This window comes from Pseudodesulfovibrio sp. zrk46 (genome assembly GCF_012516435.1).
Classification (GTDB): Bacteria; Desulfobacterota; Desulfovibrionia; order Desulfovibrionales; family Desulfovibrionaceae; genus Pseudodesulfovibrio.
Window position 1 is genome coordinate 4,037,153 of the sequence record NZ_CP051216.1, and the last position, 17,621, is coordinate 4,054,773.

Genomic DNA, 17,621 nt, shown 5'->3' on the forward strand with positions numbered 1-17,621 from the left:
AACCTTCGCTAGATAGTCTCCCTCACACGGTGGGTGTAGCTCAGTTGGTAGAGCACTTGGTTGTGGCCCAAGTGGCCGTGGGTTCAAGTCCCATCACTCACCCCAAGTGATCCCTTAGAGGGCGGAACGTCAGTTCCGCCCTTTTTGTTTTCCTTGTCATCAGAAGCTTTGGAAGCCTCCGCATCAGCCCCGTTCAACAGGTCGAGCAGTGCGCTCGCGCCCTGCGGCACAGAAGCCGACTTGAACAGGATGCTTTCCGGATTACCGTCCTCAACGCCGTGGTAGGCAGCGTTAAGTTCATTCCGGTTGGACAAGCCTCCGCCAGCGACTCCGATACCTGCAAACAGGCCGGAAACATCGCCGATGAATACGACATCACCTGTCTCCACGAATTCGGGAGAACGATTACCTTCGTAGTCCTTGTCCAGAAAAGTAATGGCAGCCTGTCCCTGCAGGACAGCGCCAGTCTCCAGCACATATTTCACATCTTCCGCGTCCATATAGAGAACTACGCCAGAAGTCCGTGTAACGCCCGCCTGAATGCCCAATCCGGCCGTTCCTTTGGACAGGAAGACAGGACCGGTCCACCCCTCTTCGCCGCGAGCCATTACGACTGCATTACCACCCCCCAGGGAAAAGAAGAAGCTGACATTCCCAATATAAGGAATGATCATCATGCCCTTGGCCTGAGCGATCAGCGAGGCCATGGATTTGTTTTGCTCTTTTTCCAGATTTTCCCGAAGGGTATCAGTGGCGGCGTCCACGATGACCTGACCGTTGGAAGCCTGTTGGGTGGTATTGTTGCGCGACGAGCAACCAATCATCAGGAAGCACAGCGTAGCAACAAGGGCGAACAGGGAAATACGTCTTTTCATAAGCATGGCGTAAAGGGACAGTCCCATGGTGTCAAGACCGTTTCCGAAGATGCCTGACGTCTCCAACACGAACCGTCACTTTTTCCTTATCAAAATACTCCAGCACCGGAATAAGATACTTACGGGAAAGGCCTGTGAGATCCTTGAAATCCGGAGCAGACATTTCCTCGTTGTTCTCGAAGAACCCGACGATGCGTGCCTTGATCTCCTCAAGCGCCGGGACGTGGTAGTACATGTCATCCTTGACCCGGACCAGCACAGCCTGATCCTGCAGTAACCTGAAAACCGGGGAGGCCTGTTTGAAATCCATCCCCATGGGCTCCAACACGTCCTTGAGGTTGGGCGGGGTAAACCCACCCTGCTCGTAGGCTGACAGGATCGTCTCGCGCACCTTTTCCTGATCTGAAGCAAGAGACACTTTGTGCCCCTTGAGGCGCAGCACCTCCTGCTCGGCGACGATGTCGCCCTTTTTGATAAGCTTCTCGACAATGATATTGAAGAACTTGGGAGGCAGTTCACGCCCCCAGGAGGAAGCCAACTCTCCACGCTGCACACCGGGCTTCATGGAATCCTTCTTGTGAAAATCATCGAGGTAGGCGAGCAAACTGTCGGAAAGCTGCTGGGCAAGGATACCGCCGCCATAGCGTCGGGTTTCCTTGTCAAAGAGGATCGCCTTCTGCTGTCCATTGAGAACGCCCAATGTCTTTTCCAACGCCTTGGATTCCAGGTTGGTCATGGTCAGCAGCTCACCGAACGTCAAACCGGCGGGACCGGCCAATTCCAACTGCGTGGAGGCCACCTCTTCCGGCATCTCGCTGGTCAGCATCTTCATTGCCTCATATTTGTCCGAGAAGCGCTTTACCTTGTGTCCGACAGGTCCAACAATACGTCCACCGGCAAAAGCCCTCAGAGGCGAAAATGAGCGCAATACGATGCGGTCCCCATACACTCCAGCCAACGGTTCGGTGAAGCGGGCCTGACATATGGCGGTCTCGCCCGGCTTGAGCTCGTCACGATCCAGCAGATGGATACGAGCCAACACCTCGCGTGCGCCGTGATGGAAATGAATTTCCCGGCGATGCTTAAGCGGAATGTGAGAAGACTCAAGAACAGTCAGTTCAATGTCCCAGACATCGGACGGGAACAACGTTCCGGGCCTTGCCAGTACATCACCGCGCTTGATGTCATCCACTTCCAAGCCGTGCAGATTCACTGCGGTTCGGCGACCAGCCTGAGCAGTTTCAACAGTCTCGCCATGGGATTGCAGGCCACGTACCTTGGATTCAGTTTCCTTGGGATAGAGAAGCACCTCGTCACCCACGGAGATGGAACCGGAAATCATGGTTCCAGTCACGACGGTGCCGTGCCCCTTCATTGTGAACACTCGGTCCACAGGCAGGCGAAAGAGATCGGAACGACGTTTGGGCTTGAACTCCCCCAACAGGGTACGGATTTCATCCTTAAGCTTATCCAGCCCATCACCTGTATGAGCGGACACAGGAACGATGGGAGCGCCGCCAAGAAAAGTGGGCTCCAGGTATTCAGCAACCTCTTCCTGCACCATCTCCAGCCATTCTTCGTCAACCATGTCGGTTTTGGTCAGTGCAACCAACCCGGTGGTCACACCAAGGAGCTGACAAATTTCCAGATGCTCACGCGTCTGCGGCATAATACCTTCATCTGCCGCAATGACGAGGGTGACGAAGTCCACGCCTGTGGCTCCGGCCACCATATTTTTGACAAATTTTTCGTGGCCCGGGACGTCTACAATACCGAGGCGATTACCGCCGCCGAGATCAAGATGGGCAAATCCGAGTTCAATGGTGATGCCACGTTTCTTTTCTTCAGAGAGACGGTCGCAGTCGATTCCGGTGAGCGCTTTGACGAGAGTGGTTTTGCCGTGGTCGATATGCCCGGCGGTTCCCATGATAACTGGCATTAAAATCTATTCCTTGTTCCTGGAAGCTGGTTAGTCGATTCAATTGAGGCATAGTAGAGAAAATATGCGCAGGTAACAAGGTAACAACAGTCTGAGGACCAATCACTGATTGTTTCCTCCATTCTTGCCATAACACTGACGAAGCAGTACCAATCAAGCATACGTTTCCATATGCTCTCCCAGAACGTGAGCATCGTTCCCAATCTGATCTTACAAAGGAATAATCATGCCCCTTAAATTCGAAGGTCCCGCCATCCTGGTTGAAGACATCCAACGCTCAAGGACTTTTTATGAAAAGCTTCTCGAACAGGAGGTTTTGGCTGACTTTGGCGAGAACATTCCGTTCAAATCCGGTTTCTCCATCTGGAAAGCAGGTCACGCAACGGAAATTATTTTTCAGGGTAAGCAAACGACTCCGGCCAAGCTCGCCAACGGCAATTTTGAAATGTATTTCGAAACCGAAGAGCTTGAAGCATGCTGGAAACGTATCGAAACGGAATGGGATGACATTATCCACCCCATCCATGAGGCTCCCTGGCTGCAACGAGGCTTCCGTCTGCGTGACCCCGATGGACATGTGGTCGAAGTCAGTGAATCACTCCCGGCACTGTTCAAACGCCTTCTAGGTGAGGGAATGACAGCAGAAGAGGTAGCCGCCAAAACAGGCGTGCCAATTGAGATGGTAAAAGGCATGGTTCAGGGTAAATAAAAATGGCCACCGAATTCACAATTCGGTGGCCATATTCATATCAAATCTCAACAGAATTAGTTCTTCAGAAACTCGCGGAATGCCAGCGTGCATGCGTAGATATCCACCTTGGAGGCCAACTCGAACGGAGAGTGCATGGAGAGTACGGGCACGCCCACGTCGATGACATCCATGCCATACACGGCGAGGAATTTGGCCACGGTGCCGCCACCGCCGACATCCACCCTGCCCAGCTCGGACATGTGCCACGGGATGCCTGCGTTATCAAAGATGTTACGCAGCCAACCAATGTAATCAGGATGGGCGTCATTTGCCCCCACCTTGCCGCGATGGCCGGTGAACTTGTTGAAACATGGGCCGTAACCGAGACGAGCAGCGTTGAGCGGCTCATATACGTCCTTATGATCCGGGTCCATGGCAGCGGAAACGTCAGCAGACAGAACAGAACCGTTCATGAAAACCTTGGACATGCGTACGCCCGGTTCCCATGCGTCCACTAATTCTTCCATGCAGTATTCAAAGAAATAGGACTTTGCACCGGTAGCGCCATCAGAGCCGATCTCTTCCTTGTCCCAGAACAGCACGATCTGGGCGTATTCCGGGTCCTCTTCGGCCAACAAAGCCTCAAGACCGCAGAACACGCTGGAACGGTCGTCCTGACCGTAGGAACCGATAATGGACTCATCCAGCCCAACAAAACGGGCTGGGCCAGCCGGGACAGCCTGAATCTCAGCGCTGAAGAAGTCGGCTTCAGTGATGCCATACTTCTTGTTCAGCAGCTCAAGCATCTTGAGCTTGGTCGGATCCTTGGCCTTGTCTTCGTCCTTCTTGCCCCCCATTGACGGAGAGTGCCCCATGATGATGTTGAGCTTCTCGGCATCAAAAGCGTCGCCAACCTTTTTGGTCACTTCCTTGTATGCCAGATGCGGCAGCAGGTCGGTAATGGTGAAAACCGGGTCAGCCGGGTCCTCGCCAATGCAAATGGTCACCTCGGTGCCGTCTTTTTTCACCACCGTGCCATGCAAAGCCAGCGGGATGGTCAACCACTGATACTTGCGGATACCACCGTAGTAGTGGGTCTTGGCCAGTGCGAGGTCCAGATCTTCATAGAAAGGACGCTGCTTGAAGTCGATGCGCGGGCAGTCTGCATGGGCGCCGATCAGACGGAAGCCTTCAGACAGGGGACGACGGCCCTTTCGTGCCAGAAAGCAGGTCTTGTTGCGGTTGAACCGGTAGGCCAGCGGGGCCTTGAGGTCATCCACAAAACCAGCCTTCTTGACCTTCTTACGGACATAGTCCATCACCAGCCGCTCGGTCTTGCAGGTGCTCAGAAAATCCACATAGCGCTTGGCCATTGCGTCCATGGCCTTGGTGTCCTTTTTGGAGGTATAGACCTCCCACGCGGACTTGGGCTCGTAAACGAGTTCGTCTTTCTTGCTCATGAGTTTCACCTCTTATTTCAGCGATTCAGCAGCCTGCCGCAACACGGTGGCCGCCAACTTGATTTCAGTCTGTGTCAGGGTGCGCGGATCCAGCAGGAAGGCATCATCTTCAATACGGGCCACCAACGGCGGATCAGTATCAAGAAGCGCCACACGCAGATCGTCTGCGGAAATACCCTTCACGTTCAGTGTCACGAGTGTGCCGGGCAGATCGTATTCGGGAAACGCTCCGCCTCCCACTCGGGAAAAACCTTTCTTCATGCCCACTTCGGCCGTGTCACCAAACTCGGCGCGAATGGCATCGGCCAGACGGCGCGCCTTGGACTTGAGAGACTCCTGCGACGCAGTAATCATGCGCAGAGTCGGCACCTGTTTCCGTGCCACATCCATATCCAGATAGAGACGCAGGGTCGCCTCCAACGCAGCCAAGGTCATCTTGTCGATGCGCATGGCGCGGTTGATCTGGTTCTTCTTGATGCGGTCCACGTATTCCTTTTTACCAACAATGATACCGGCCTGAGGACCGCCAAGGACCTTGTCGCCGGAGAAGGATACCAGATCGGCGCCCTGAGCAATAACTTCCTGCACTGTGGGCTCGCCCAACAACCCTGCACCCTGAAGCGAATACAGAGAACCAGAGCCCAAATCCTCGATAACCGGAAGGTTGTACTTGTCGCCCAGTGCCCGCATTTCCGGCAGCCCCACTTCCTTGGTGAAGCCCACAATACGGTAATTGGATGTGTGTACCCGCATGAGCGCACCGGTCTCGTCGTTGATGGCGTTCTCGTAGTCATGCACATGCGCCCGGTTGGTGGCTCCAACCTCATGCAGCGTCGCCCCGGACTTTTTCATGACTTCAGGGATTCGGAACGAACCGCCGATTTCCACCAACTGACCGCGGGAAACAATAACTTCCTTACCCTTGGCAAGGGTCTCCAGCATGATAAATACGGCTGCAGCGTTGTTGTTCACCACCAAGGCGGCTTCGGCCCCGGTGATGTCACACAAAATCTTTTCCACGTGGGAATAACGGCTGCCTCGCTGCCCTGTGGACAGATCGAATTCGCAGTTGGAGTAATGTCCGCACGCCTCTGCCACCGCTTCAATAGCGGATTTTGCCAGCAGCGAACGGCCAAGATTGGTATGGACGACCACGCCCGTTGCATTGAGTACACGCCGGAAATGGGGCCTCGACTGTGCACGGACATAGGCAGTCATTCGCGGCAGAAGCACTTCCAACTTCAGTTGCGCCTCTTCGGTAATGGCTCCGGCACGAATTTCCTCGCGGCAGATATCCAGAAAGGCGGACGCATGGTCCTTGATCAGGGGACGCGGTAGCGCGGCCATATCCTTGTCGGTGGTAATTCCGTCCAGAATCTGATCCATGGACGGCAAGAAGCGGTACAATTTACTCATAATCCTGATGTGTTATGGGGTAAGAAACTGTGGATACAGACTGTAAAACTCAGCCAGCAGATACAGGGAACCGCACACCAGCACAGGCTCGGCAGCATCGTGGCACATGGTAAGAGCATCTTTCATGGATGGAGCGGTTACGGCCCGATCACCAAATTTCGAGGCCAACTCTCCTGCACTACAGGCACGCTCATTCTCCATGTCCGGCACGATGATGAGCCCGTCAGTCAGGGACTTGATACGACTGATCATGGGGCCAATGTCCTTGTCTCCCATGCAGGTGAAAATTACGGCACCGGGACGCATATCCTCGGCATACAAGGCGCTGTCCAGCGCCTCCAGGGCGTGGCTGTTATGCGCACCGTCCAGTATGAAGGTATGCCCATCAATCTCCACTTGCTGCATACGCCCCGGCAGAAAAGCTGATTCAAGGCCAAACGCCTCGGAAATGGGCTCGCTCTTATAGTTGTTACCAGCGGCATGCCAACGCCATCCGGCCAATGCGAGTCGTGCATTGGCTGACTGATGAATGCCCATCAGCCCCAGCCGCATTTCATCTACGGGGTCTGCCATATCCACGGCATACATGAAGCGTGCATTGACAGCGCTGGCCCGGTCCTGCAACGGGATCATGGCCTCGGTCACCTGAATACCGGTGATAATCTGCCCGCCCGCGTGAATGGCTCCAGCCTTGTCCGTAGCAATATCGGTCAGCGTTGGACCCAAAATCTTTTCATGGTCCATCCCGATAGGCGTAAATAACGTCAGAGTCGGACGGAACACATTGGTGGCATCAAATTTACCACCCAGCCCGGCTTCCATGACAGCCAGTTCCACGCCTTCGCGCTCAAAGGCGAGCATGGCGATACAGGTCTGAAATTCAAAGTAGGTGAGCTTGTCTCCGCCCGGTGTCGCCAGCACTTCATTGGCCAACTCCACCCAAACGTCACGATCCAGCAGGGATCGATTCACCTGCACTCGCTCTCGTGGCGTGATGAAATGTGGCGAAGTAAACAACCCGGTCTTAACCCCATGGGCACGGGCAATGGAACAGAGAAAAGTAGAAGTGGACCCTTTGCCATTGGTGCCGACCACGTGAATAACGGGGACATCGGGCAATCCGCGGGCCTCCCAAAAAGCCTCCATGCGGTCCAGGGTCAGATCCATATGAAACAGGCCGAGCCTGTCCATGTATTCGGTCAGTTGCGTATAATTGTCGATTCGTGTCACGATGTACTTACCTAACAGGAAGTGGTCCGGCGGGGAAGCCCTTGAGAGTAATCGAATATTAGACGAATTATATCCTTGACCTGCACCGCAACCACTATTATCAGGAATCCCTACGCGCCAGTAGCTCAGTTGGATAGAGCATCGGCCTTCTAAGCCGACGGCCCAGGGTTCGAATCCTTGCTGGCGCACCAGAAACAAACAAGGGATTTAGGCACATTGCTTAAATCCCTTTGTTTTTTCCTTCCATCCCGCCTTGAATCTCGCTCCATCATACTCCACACACATGCATAAAATGAGGCTTGTTGTGGTTTGCATCTGCAAGCACCCCTGAGGCTTCATTGCCTGAACAAACTTTTTTCACTGAAGTTGGGCAGAAGCCCTCCTTTTTTGTTTACCAAAAATTCGTTTGGGATTATTGGCTTGCGCATCTTCATTCGAGCATCTTTGACGGATGGAGAATGTCACCCCAGGAGGCTGTTCATGAGCCCCGTTCAAGAGAGTAGAAAATACTCGCATTCCACTGTCATATTTAGGGAAGCCCTCCCCTCTGACCTTGCGTTCCTGATGCAACTGGAACAGACGACCTTTCCCGAACACAGGCAAAGCTCCCGCGAAAGCCTTCGTCGCAGCATAGCAAGCTCCAGTCAGTTGGTAGTCATTGCAGAACGCAGAGGGCGAAAACGCTGTCTCCCCATAGGGGTAGCTGTTGTCTTTCTGTTCAAACGAACCTTGCGTATCTATTCGCTGGCCGTTGATGAACGACATCGCGTAGCGGGCGTCGGTTCGTCGATGATGCAGTACATCCTCGACTTTGCGACCAACCATGGCTACGAGCGCATTTTGCTGGAAGCAGACATCAACAATGTTCGACTCGTCGAGTGGTACAGCGGGATGGGCTTCAAGCCGGTACGTTCACTGCCGGATTTCTATGGACCGGGAGAGCACGCCATCAAAATGGTGTTGCAACTCACGGGCAAGAGTAGCGCCGCAGACCGCATCGTCATCGTCGTGGATGATGCCGTCGCAGCCAGAAAATGCCTTGCCAGCATGAAATTCGTACAAGCCACCGACTACCTTTCGGACACCAATTACGCCAACTCCAGTCGGTTTCATGTTCTGAATCTTTGCGGGACATACAAGACCCACTCACTGGGTTACTATGTGTCTCTGCTGGCCTCGGCCCGCAACCATCGAGTCACTCCTTCGGTCATGGCTGTGAAGGACGCCACGACAATCTCCGTAGCGCAGAGCCTGCTTGATGAAATCCGTGACTACACAACGGAAAAACTCCCGGTTGACGCTGGGAGACCAATTGAGTTGACCTGTGTATTGGGGATGGCCCCGGACTCCAGATATGATGAATTGGCCCGGAAACTGTTTTCCCTCTTCTCCATTCCGTTCTTTTCCGTCACGCTGGAACTGCAAGAGACTTGGAAAGTCAAAAAAATCAAGTTGCTCAAACTCAAACAGGTTGCTGACAAATATCCCGAACTGCTGAACGAGGCCCTTACCCGCTATGGAGAAAAGAGGCGTTACTCTCGTCCACGCCTCAAGAACTACAAGTACGATCTGGCCATTTTGATAAACGGCAACGAGAAGACGCCGCCTTCCTGCCCGACTGCTTTGGATAATTTTCGCAAGGCTGCCGAGAAGGTCGGTTTCTTCGTCGAGTTCATTTCCAAATCCGACCACAGACGCATCTGTGAATTCGATGCCCTGTTCATTCGCGAAACCACTGCCATGGAAGATCACACCTATGCCATGGCTCGTCATGCCTATACGGAGGGCCTCGTTGTTGTGGACGATCCATGGTCCATCATGCTGTGCTCCAACAAGGTGTATCTCCATGAGAGACTGACCGGAGCCGGTATACGCCAACCCCGTGGCTGGCTTCTTACACAAAAGAATAGCTCAGTGACCTTCCTGCGTTCCCTGCCCGTTCCGCTCGTCCTCAAATTGCCGGAGAGTTCCTTTTCACAGGGCGTATATCTCGTCGACACACATGAGGATTTACAGGGAAAACTGAAGGAAATGTTTACCCAGACGGAGCTCGTCATCGCACAGGAGTTTCTCACTTCCGACTATGACTGGCGCATCGGCTTGCTCGACAACACTCCCCTGTTCGCCTGCAAGTACTATATGGCCAACAATCATTGGCAAATCTACAACTGGCAGACCTGCGAGTCCGAGGAGTTCTGCGGGAGACACGAGACTCTGTCAGTGAATCAGGTGCCACCGCATGTCCTCAAGGCCGCCATTGGTGCGTCTTCCCTTATCGGAAACGGCTTTTATGGCGTTGACATCAAGGAAATCAATGGCAAGGCATACGTCATTGAAGTCAATGACAATCCGAACGTGGACGCAGGTGTAGAGGACGCGTTGTTGGGAGAAGAGCTCTATGAACGCATCATGCGTTCCATCTTCAACCGAATCGAGACCGAGAGGAATCAGATTCGTTATTTGTATTAACGGAGGCTGACGTGATTCATCCGCACACCGCCATTCAGGCCGTTTCACCGGAGATTGGTCTGGGGGTTTTCGCCACAGGTTTTATCCCGAAAGGGACTATCGTAGTGGTCAGGGATCGCTTTGATACCTGTCTGTCGCAGGAAGAGTTTTGCAATCTGGAAGAGCCAGCGCGTTCTTGCATGGAGACTTATCTGTACCATGACAAGCATGGCAATCTTATCCTGAGTTGGGATCATGCCCGCTTCATGAATCACAGTTGCAACAGCAACACGATGATGACGGATTACGGTCTTGAGATTGCGATCAAGGATATCGAGCCCGGCGAGGAAGTGACCACAGAGTATGGGCTGCTGAACATTCAGGACCCGTATGAGCTTTGCTGCCAGTGCTGCGACTGCCGCGAAGAACTGCGTCTTGACGACATCGACGTGCACGGCAATGCCTGGGACGAGTTGATCAGGGCCGGGCTCACCGCTATCCCGCAGGTACATCAACCTCTTTGGGCGCTCCTTGATGAAACTGAGCGAAAAAGACTGGAAGCGTTCCTGCACGGGACTGCGGAATACTCATCAATCAAATGCCTGAAATGGCGAACGGAATAGCTTGAGCAACAAAAGAAAGGCAGCACCGTATGTACGTTTACGGTGCCGCCCTTTTTTTATTCGGTCTTGATGACCTTGATTTTCTTTCGAGGTTTCAACTCATATATATCCGGTCGACGCTCATGCAGGGGACGGACACTGCCGAACTCTCTGACTTGCGCAAGACTTGCAAAGTCGAGGTCTGCGACAACGACAGTCTCTACGCCCGGGTCTGCTTCCCCACTCAAGGAAGGGATGGGAAAGGCGAAGTCACTCGGTGCAAAGACTGCAGACTGCCCGTAATTCAACAGATAGGTTTTCACACCGGGCAGGTTGCCCACGTTGGCCGCGATGACCGTATAGATGGAGTTTTCTATGCATCTGGCCTGTGCCGTGGAGCGAACTCTGTGATACGCACGTTTTTCATCCGTACTGAACGGAACGAATATGACCTCTGCCCCGGCCATGGCAAGCAGACGCGAGGTCTCGGGAAATTCAATGTCATAGCAGACCTGAATCGCGATACGCCCGAGAGAAGTCTGGAAGACACTCAGGCCTTCTCCCGGATGGATTCCCCAATCCTCCCTCTCCCCCGGAGTAATGTGGAGCTTGTCCTGCGTATAGACATTCCCGGTCGGGGTGAAAAGATGGGCGACGTTGTACAACTTGCCATCACGCAGAATGGGATGAGAACCGCCGATGATATGGAGATTGTAGCTTGTGGCCAATTCCTTGAACATGCTCAGGTATCGATCCGTCATTCCCGCAAGTTCCAGCACCGCCTTTCTGGAATCCCATTCCGGAGGCATGGTGCTGAACATCTGCGCTGTGAAGAGCTCTGGCAGAACCAGGAAGTGACAGTGATATGCGTCAGCCGTAGCGACGAAGAACTCCACTGACTGGCGCAGGTCATCCCAGCTGGAGATCCTGCGCATCTCATACTGAGCGGCACAGACTCTGAACTGTCGAACGGGACGACGGAGAGGAGAAGCGGCAATCTTTCTACGGACAGGTTGGAAGTCCGGGTTGGGCATTTCGAGGAAGGTCGAATAATTGAGACTGGAAGCATCTTGCAGCAGGTCAAGAAAGACTCCTTTAACCTTGTAGCCAGCCTTGAGGTGAGCGTTCAGAGCCGAGTCATCAAGCTCTCCCTTCTCGACCATATTCACGTATTCATTGGCCGTCAGGATACCTTCCTGCTCGCCATAATTCATAATACGGCCATGCGCGATCATCCTGCTGAGATTGTATCGCTTCATGATCCGTTTGCGGTGCTTGTATATTCTTCCTGCTATCCCTTTGCCACGAAAATCCGGATGGACCGCGATGTCCGCACCATAGAGAGTATCACCCGTAGGGGTGTGCGTGCTGAAAGTCCCGCCGCCAGTAATTTCATCATAGCGGTACCAGTTTACGGACTCATCCAACTGAACAATAATCGAAGTGGCGTAACCTATGACCTTGCCGTCGTATTCAGCAAGCAGTTGCCCTTGAGGGAACGCTGCAAGCTGTAGCGCGTACATTCGCTCGTCGTATTGATCATCGAAATCCGGATAGGCGGCCTTTTGGCATTCAACTATCGCGGAAAGATCTGCTTCGGTCCAATTCCGTATCTTTACGGTCTTTCTTTTGGACATTGCCTTTCCTCCTCTGAGAAAAGCCAAGCAACAGTTTGGTGTTATGGTTATTGTGCGAAGATGTTATTCGGAAGGAACAAGTCCCATAATCGAATAGGCCAGCTGGGCAGCCGCAAAATCGGATGCATGATCACCGGGGGCTGGAGCCAGCTCAACGACGTCTGCGCCGATCAACTGCCGGCCCTCGACTGCAGCCTCGAGAAGAAGCATGGCCTGATGCCAGCCGATGCCACCCGGCACGGGGGTACCCGTAGCCCGGATAACCGATGGATCAAGACCGTCCACGTCAAAGGTGATATAGATTCTGTCCGGGAAATCCGACGGCAGCAATTGTCTGGGAATTCCTTTCAAAAAGAGGCTACGGGCATCAATATGCGGGATATCCTGTTCCTTTCGGTATTCGACTTCCTCAAGACAAAGCGCTCTCACACCAATCTGAAAAATGGGCAGCTTCAGATCTTCGCAGGCACGTCGCATGACGCAGGCGTGGCTGTAAGGAGAGCCGTCATAGGTATTTCTGAGATCTGCGTGGGCATCAAACTGCACGACACCGAACTTGCCGTATCGCTGACGAAGCCCTCGGAGCGCACCGAGTGTAACGGTATGTTCACCACCGAGAAGGATGGGAGTCGCTTCACATTCAGTCGCAAAGCATACGGAATCTTCGATCCGATCAAGGATCTTTGTCACTGAACCTGAACAGTCGATGGGAGGAGACGTATGAATCCCCCGCTCTGCTGGCTGGGATTTGCCGTCCCATAGCTCCAGCTGGGTCGACGCCTCCAAAATGGCCTGTGGCCCTGCGCTCGTTCCTCCGCCATAGGAGACGGAAGATTCGAGTGGCACAGGAATGACATGAAAGGTCGCGTCTTCTGGTTTCGAGTTATCGATTTCACCAGCAAGAAAATGAGTCGTCATGATGCCTCCCCTCTAGGAAAGACGGTTTCTGAAATCCGAGTAATCGAAAGAGCGCACCAGTCGCATTTCGTTTGCATCGGGGGAAAACAGATAAATGGACGGCAGTTGAATGCCGTTGAAGGTGTTTGTCTTAACCATGGAATAGATCGCCATATCCGTGAAGACCATTCTGTCACCAGTGCGGATGGGACTATCGAAGGAATACTCTCCTGCGACATCCCCTGCGAGACATGACGGTCCGCCGATACGGCAGGTCCAATCCTTCTCGCCAGCTTCGTCCGATCCGACAATGTGCGGTCGGTAAGGCATTTCAATGACATCAGGCATGTGACACGGCACCGCGGAGTCCATGATGACGATCGGCATGTCAGCCTGCACGACATCAAGTACCTCTGAGACCAGATAGCCCGCGTTGAGAGCCACCGCCTCTCCCGGCTCAAGATAGACTTCAACGCCCCACTTCTCCTTGAAGCGGGTAACCAACGTCACCAACAAGTCAACATCATATCCATCACGGGTAATGTGGTGGCCCCCACCGAAGTTGACGTACTTCATGTTGGGCAGCACATCTGCAAAAGAGCGCTCTACAGCCTCAATGGTCCGTTCCAGACAGTCAGCATCCTGCTCGCACAGGTTGTGCCAGTGGAGACCGGTCACGCCCTCAAGGTCATTCTCGTCGAAGTGAGCTCTGCGTATGCCAAGGCGGGACCCCGGTGAGCAGGGGTCATAGATAGGCGTGGCACCTTCGGAATGTTCCGGGTTGATGCGCACGGCCAGTTCGATTTCGCGCCCAAGAGATTCGGCAAGCTCGTTGACCAGCGGACGAAAACGGTTCAGCTGGGCAAAGGAGTTGAACACGATGTGATCACTCGTCTCGCACAGGTCGCGGATGTCCTTTTCGGAATAGCCTGCGGCAAAGGTGTGGACTTCCCTGCCAAACTCCTCACGGCCCAGTCGGGCTTCGTGGGGAGAGCTGGCGCAGATCCCGTCGAGCTTTTCCGCCAGCATGGGGAAGACCGAATGCATGGCAAAGCATTTGAGGGCCAGCAGTACCTTGCAGCCAGCCCGTTCCTTGACCGAGGCAAGGACCTCCAGATTCTTTTTCAGGAGGCCCTCGTCAACGACATATGATGGTGTCTCGACCGCAAAAGGATCGAAACGATATTCCAGACGACCGTTCACTACAGTTCCACTTCCTGCCAGGGCAGGCCGTGCTTGTTCAGTGCGTCCATGAACGGATCAGGATCGAGCTGTTCCATGTGGAAGACACCCTCGCCGGTCCACTTGCCGGTGAGCATCATCATGGCGCCGATCATGGCCGGTACACCAGTGGTGTAGGAAATGGCCTGAGAACCGACTTCCTCGTAGGCGGCTTCGTGAGAGCAGATGTTGTAGACGTACATCTTCTTTTCCTTGCCATCCTTGAGGCCCTTCATGACGTTACCGATGCAAGTACGGCCCTTGGTCAGGGGACCGAGGGAACCAGGCTCGGGCAATACGGCCTTGAGGAACTGGAGCGGCTGAATCTGCTGTCCATTGTATTCGATGGGCTCGATGGAGGTCATGCCGATGCCTTCCAGCACCTTCAGGTGGTTCAGGTAGGCGTCGCCAAAGGTCATCCAGAAGCGAGCACGCTTGAGGCCCTTGATGTGCATGACCAGAGATTCCAGCTCTTCGTGGTACATCAGATAGCACTTCTTCTTGCCGATGCCTTCCGGGAAGTCATACTCCATGGCCCAGGACAGAGGATCGGTCTCGACCCACTCGCCACGTTCCCAGTAACGACCACGCTGGGTGATCTCACGGATGTTGATCTCCGGGTTGAAGTTGGTGGCAAAGGGCTGGCCGTGATCACCTGCATTGCAGTCGATGATGTCCAGTTCATGGATTTCATCGAAGTGATGCTTCATGGCGTGGGCCGCAAAAACGTTGGTGACGCCCGGATCAAAACCGGAACCGAGCAGTGCCATGAGGCCGGCTTCCTTGAAGCGCTCCTGATAGGCCCACTGCCATTTGTACTCGAACTTGGCCTCATCCGGCGGCTCGTAGTTGGCGGTGTCCAGATAGTTGACGCCGGTCTCGAGACAGGCATCCATCAGCGGCAGATCCTGGTAAGGCAGAGCAAGGTTGACCAACAGATCGGGTTTGACCTTGTTGATGAGTTCCACGGTCTCGGCCACATTGTCGGCGTCCACGGCATAGGTGGGGACGTCAACTCCGGTGCGTTCCTTTACGGACTTGGCAATGGCATCGCACTTGGATTTGGTACGGCTGGCGAGGTGGATTTCGGTGAAGACCTCGGGGACTTGGGCGCACTTGTGCACCGCAACACTGCCGACGCCTCCGGCGCCGATGATCAGAACCTTGGACATAGCATTATCCTCATTGAACGCTCTCAATGGAGCGGTATGAAATTTTATCTTTCGAAGTAAGTGTATCCTTGCAGGCCATTTTTGTATGCCTGAAGAATTTCCCGTCGCTGCGTCGGTGTGATTCGTCCCTTGCGGACGGCATCTTCGGCTGTCTCGCGGAATCGATTCAGAAGGGCTCGCGTGTCGTATTCGACATAGGAGAGGATATCCTCCACGGAGTCACCTTCCAGTTCACCGACAAAATCATACTCACCGTTCTCGCGTATCCTGACAGTGACGATATTCGTATCACCGAGCAGGTTGTGCAGATCGCCGAGTGTCTCCTGATACGCCCCTACAAGGAAGGTGCCGAGATAGTATTCCTCGGAATCCTTCAACTCATGCAGGGGCATGGTTCGTTTGACACCCTGACTGTCGATGAAACGGTCGATTTTGCCATCACAATCACAGGTGATGTCTGCCAGCAGGCCTTCTCGGGTCGGGATTTCATCCAATCGATGCACAGGCATGATCGGGAAAAGCTGACCGATGGCCCACGCATCGGGCAAAGACTGGAACACACTGAAGTTGCAGTAGTAGATGTCGGACAGCGCCTGGGTAATACCCTCCAGTTCGTGGGGAACCTGGGGCATATCCTTGGCCAGCTTCGCAATCCGGTGGATGGTCTCCCAGAAGACATTGTCTCCGAGGGCCCGTTCACGGAAAGAGAGCTTACCTTGGGCAAATGACTGACGCACCTGGTCGCGATAGTAGAGAGTGTCGTTGAAACACTCCTGCACATTGCGCAGGTTGAGCGACTGCAACGTCTCGTAGAGATGCTGGATATGAACATTGGTCCCCTCCGGGAGAGACTCCGGGAGCGGTTCCGGCTCGAAACGAGCGGTATCCAGCACGTTGAAAAGTAACATGGAGTAGTAGGCCACAAGCGCACGGCCGGACTCGGTGACGATGGTCGGATGCGGCACACCCTGCTCGTCAAGAACGGTCATGACGCCTTCAACCACGTCAACGCAGTATTCATTGACCGAATAGTTGCGGCTACTCATGAAGTTGGTCTGGGTGCCATCGTAATCCACTGCCAGGCCTCCGCCGAGGTCGAGGTAGTGCATATTGGCGCCTTCTGCGACCAGACCTGCATAGACACGGCTGGCCTCTGCCACCGCGTTGCGGATTTCCCGAATATTCGGAATCTGCGAACCGAGGTGATAGTGGAGCAGTTGCAGGCAGTCGAGCATCTCGCTGTCTTTGAGCACGTCGATGACATCGATGATTTGTGCGGCATTGAGCCCGAAAATGGAGCGATCGCCCCCGGACTCGGCCCACAATCCACCGGCCTGACTAGAGAGTTTGACACGAACGCCAAGGATGGGCTTCACGCCCGTGGCTTTGGAGCGCTCGATGACAAGGGGAAGTTCCCCCGGCATCTCCAGTACGATGACGCACTTCAGACCAAGCTGGGTCGCGTGCAGGGCCAGATCGATGAACTCTTCATCCTTATAGCCGTTGCACACGAGCACAGCCTCGGTATCACGAAGCATGCCCATGGCAGCGATGAGCTCGGCCTTACTGCCGGCTTCCAGGCCGTGATGGTATTTCTTGCCGTGACGGGTCACGGCTTCCACAACCTGTTGCTGCTGATTTACCTTTATCGGGTACGCGCCAAGATAGGCCCCTTTGTAATTCAGGGACTTGATGGCTTCGACAAAGGTGTCGTTGATAAGGGAAATCTGGGTGTCGAGGATGTTTTCCACACGCAGGATGACAGGCATGTCGAGCCCGCGCGCCTGAATACCCTCGATGATGTCAGGGATGTTCACCGCATTGGCAAAGTTGCCGGGATCAGCGGTGACCTGAAGGTTTCCAGATGAGGAAATGCCGAAGAATCCGGCACCCCATTCCTGGACGCCGTAGAGTTCTTTAGACCGTTCTACGGTCCATCTTTCTAAGGTAGGGGTCACTCATGAATCCTCCCTCCTATTGAATTGGGCCATGCCCTTTTTTCGCCATGACAAAACTGGTCCATCAAAGCGATA

General features: G+C 54.0%; 13 protein-coding genes and 2 tRNA genes. 5 read left to right on the forward strand and 10 right to left on the reverse strand.

What is annotated here, in order from left to right; all coding sequences use genetic code 11:
• The first annotated feature begins 29 nt into the window (after positions 1-29).
• Positions 30-105: transfer RNA gene (locus tag HFN16_RS18630), tRNA-His, on the forward strand.
• Here the strand turns inward: HFN16_RS18630 and HFN16_RS18635 are convergent.
• Together HFN16_RS18635 and selB are read right to left on the reverse strand one after the other, a co-directional pair.
• On the reverse strand, positions 84-944 hold the full coding sequence (locus tag HFN16_RS18635) for a lipid-binding SYLF domain-containing protein (RefSeq protein ID WP_247648384.1): 861 nt from the start codon (positions 942-944) through the stop codon (positions 84-86). The two genes, HFN16_RS18630 and HFN16_RS18635, sit on opposite strands and share 22 nt — an antisense overlap.
• Positions 907-2,814 (reverse strand): selenocysteine-specific translation elongation factor, encoded by a 1,908-nt coding sequence (gene selB, locus HFN16_RS18640; protein ID WP_168892167.1) that lies wholly within the window; start codon positions 2,812-2,814, stop codon positions 907-909. Before selB ends, HFN16_RS18635 begins: the two co-directional genes overlap by 38 nt.
• A gap of 226 nt (positions 2,815-3,040) precedes the next feature.
• Here selB and HFN16_RS18645 point away from each other — a divergent pair, with 226 nt between their 5' ends.
• Positions 3,041-3,523: a VOC family protein gene (locus HFN16_RS18645; RefSeq protein WP_168892168.1), complete on the forward strand. Its 483-nt coding sequence runs from the start codon at positions 3,041-3,043 to the stop codon at positions 3,521-3,523.
• Positions 3,524-3,579: 56 nt separating this feature from the next.
• Here the strand turns inward: HFN16_RS18645 and HFN16_RS18650 are convergent, their stop codons facing one another.
• The 3 genes from HFN16_RS18650 to HFN16_RS18660 are packed head-to-tail and all read right to left on the reverse strand — an operon-like array spanning position 3,580 to position 7,611.
• Positions 3,580-4,965 (reverse strand): aminopeptidase, encoded by a 1,386-nt coding sequence (locus HFN16_RS18650; protein ID WP_168892169.1) that lies wholly within the window; start codon positions 4,963-4,965, stop codon positions 3,580-3,582.
• Between the two features lie 12 nt (positions 4,966-4,977).
• Positions 4,978-6,381 carry an L-seryl-tRNA(Sec) selenium transferase gene (gene selA, locus HFN16_RS18655; RefSeq protein ID WP_168892170.1) on the reverse strand — a complete coding sequence of 468 codons (1,404 nt, stop codon included), beginning with the start codon at positions 6,379-6,381 and terminating at the stop codon, positions 4,978-4,980.
• A 12-nt stretch (positions 6,382-6,393) separates the two neighbouring features.
• Entirely contained in the window at positions 6,394-7,611 is a 1,218-nt protein-coding gene (locus tag HFN16_RS18660) for a cyanophycin synthetase (RefSeq protein WP_247648385.1), read from the reverse strand.
• 114 nt (positions 7,612-7,725) lie between these two features.
• Between HFN16_RS18660 and HFN16_RS18665 the strand changes: the two genes are divergently transcribed.
• The 3 genes from HFN16_RS18665 (at position 7,726) to HFN16_RS18675 (ending at position 10,682) form a co-directional block, all read left to right on the forward strand.
• A tRNA-Arg gene (locus HFN16_RS18665) sits at positions 7,726-7,802 on the forward strand.
• Positions 7,803-8,091: 289 nt separating this feature from the next.
• Positions 8,092-10,080, forward strand: coding sequence for a GNAT family N-acetyltransferase (locus tag HFN16_RS18670; RefSeq protein ID WP_168892171.1), 1,989 nt, complete (start codon positions 8,092-8,094; stop codon positions 10,078-10,080).
• Positions 10,081-10,091: 11 nt separating this feature from the next.
• Positions 10,092-10,682 carry an SET domain-containing protein gene (locus HFN16_RS18675; protein WP_168892172.1) on the forward strand — a complete coding sequence of 197 codons (591 nt, stop codon included), beginning with the start codon at positions 10,092-10,094 and terminating at the stop codon, positions 10,680-10,682.
• A gap of 56 nt (positions 10,683-10,738) precedes the next feature.
• Here HFN16_RS18675 and HFN16_RS18680 read toward each other — a convergent pair whose 3' ends face one another.
• The 5 genes from HFN16_RS18680 to speA all read right to left on the reverse strand — a co-directional run bounded on the left by HFN16_RS18680 (position 10,739) and on the right by speA (position 17,546).
• Positions 10,739-12,298 (reverse strand): bifunctional GNAT family N-acetyltransferase/carbon-nitrogen hydrolase family protein, encoded by a 1,560-nt coding sequence (locus HFN16_RS18680; RefSeq protein ID WP_168892173.1) that lies wholly within the window; start codon positions 12,296-12,298, stop codon positions 10,739-10,741.
• 63 nt (positions 12,299-12,361) lie between these two features.
• A complete protein-coding gene (gene speB / locus HFN16_RS18685) occupies positions 12,362-13,216 on the reverse strand; it encodes an agmatinase (RefSeq protein WP_168892174.1) in 855 nt (284 codons plus the stop codon).
• Positions 13,217-13,228: 12 nt separating this feature from the next.
• Complete coding sequence (nspC, locus tag HFN16_RS18690; protein ID WP_168892175.1) at positions 13,229-14,398, reverse strand: carboxynorspermidine decarboxylase; 1,170 nt, start codon at positions 14,396-14,398, stop codon at positions 13,229-13,231.
• A complete protein-coding gene (locus HFN16_RS18695) occupies positions 14,398-15,588 on the reverse strand; it encodes a saccharopine dehydrogenase family protein (protein ID WP_168892176.1) in 1,191 nt (396 codons plus the stop codon). Before HFN16_RS18695 ends, nspC begins: the two co-directional genes overlap by 1 nt.
• Positions 15,589-15,632: 44 nt before the next feature.
• Complete coding sequence (gene speA / locus HFN16_RS18700) at positions 15,633-17,546, reverse strand: biosynthetic arginine decarboxylase (protein WP_168892177.1); 1,914 nt, start codon at positions 17,544-17,546, stop codon at positions 15,633-15,635.
• Positions 17,547-17,621: the final 75 nt, after the last annotated feature.

Coding starts and splice junctions, on each gene's coding strand:
- selB (WP_168892167.1), bottom strand. CDS start 2,814: ATGCCAGTTATCATGGGAACCGCCGGGCATATCGACCACGGCAAAACC.
- HFN16_RS18650 (WP_168892169.1), bottom strand. CDS start 4,965: ATGAGCAAGAAAGACGAACTCGTTTACGAGCCCAAGTCCGCGTGGGAG.
- HFN16_RS18645 (WP_168892168.1), top strand. CDS start 3,041: ATGCCCCTTAAATTCGAAGGTCCCGCCATCCTGGTTGAAGACATCCAA.
- HFN16_RS18680 (WP_168892173.1), bottom strand. CDS start 12,298: ATGTCCAAAAGAAAGACCGTAAAGATACGGAATTGGACCGAAGCAGAT.
- HFN16_RS18695 (WP_168892176.1), bottom strand. CDS start 15,588: ATGTCCAAGGTTCTGATCATCGGCGCCGGAGGCGTCGGCAGTGTTGCG.
- speB (WP_168892174.1), bottom strand. CDS start 13,216: ATGACGACTCATTTTCTTGCTGGTGAAATCGATAACTCGAAACCAGAA.
- HFN16_RS18670 (WP_168892171.1), top strand. CDS start 8,092: ATGAGCCCCGTTCAAGAGAGTAGAAAATACTCGCATTCCACTGTCATA.
- selA (WP_168892170.1), bottom strand. CDS start 6,381: ATGAGTAAATTGTACCGCTTCTTGCCGTCCATGGATCAGATTCTGGAC.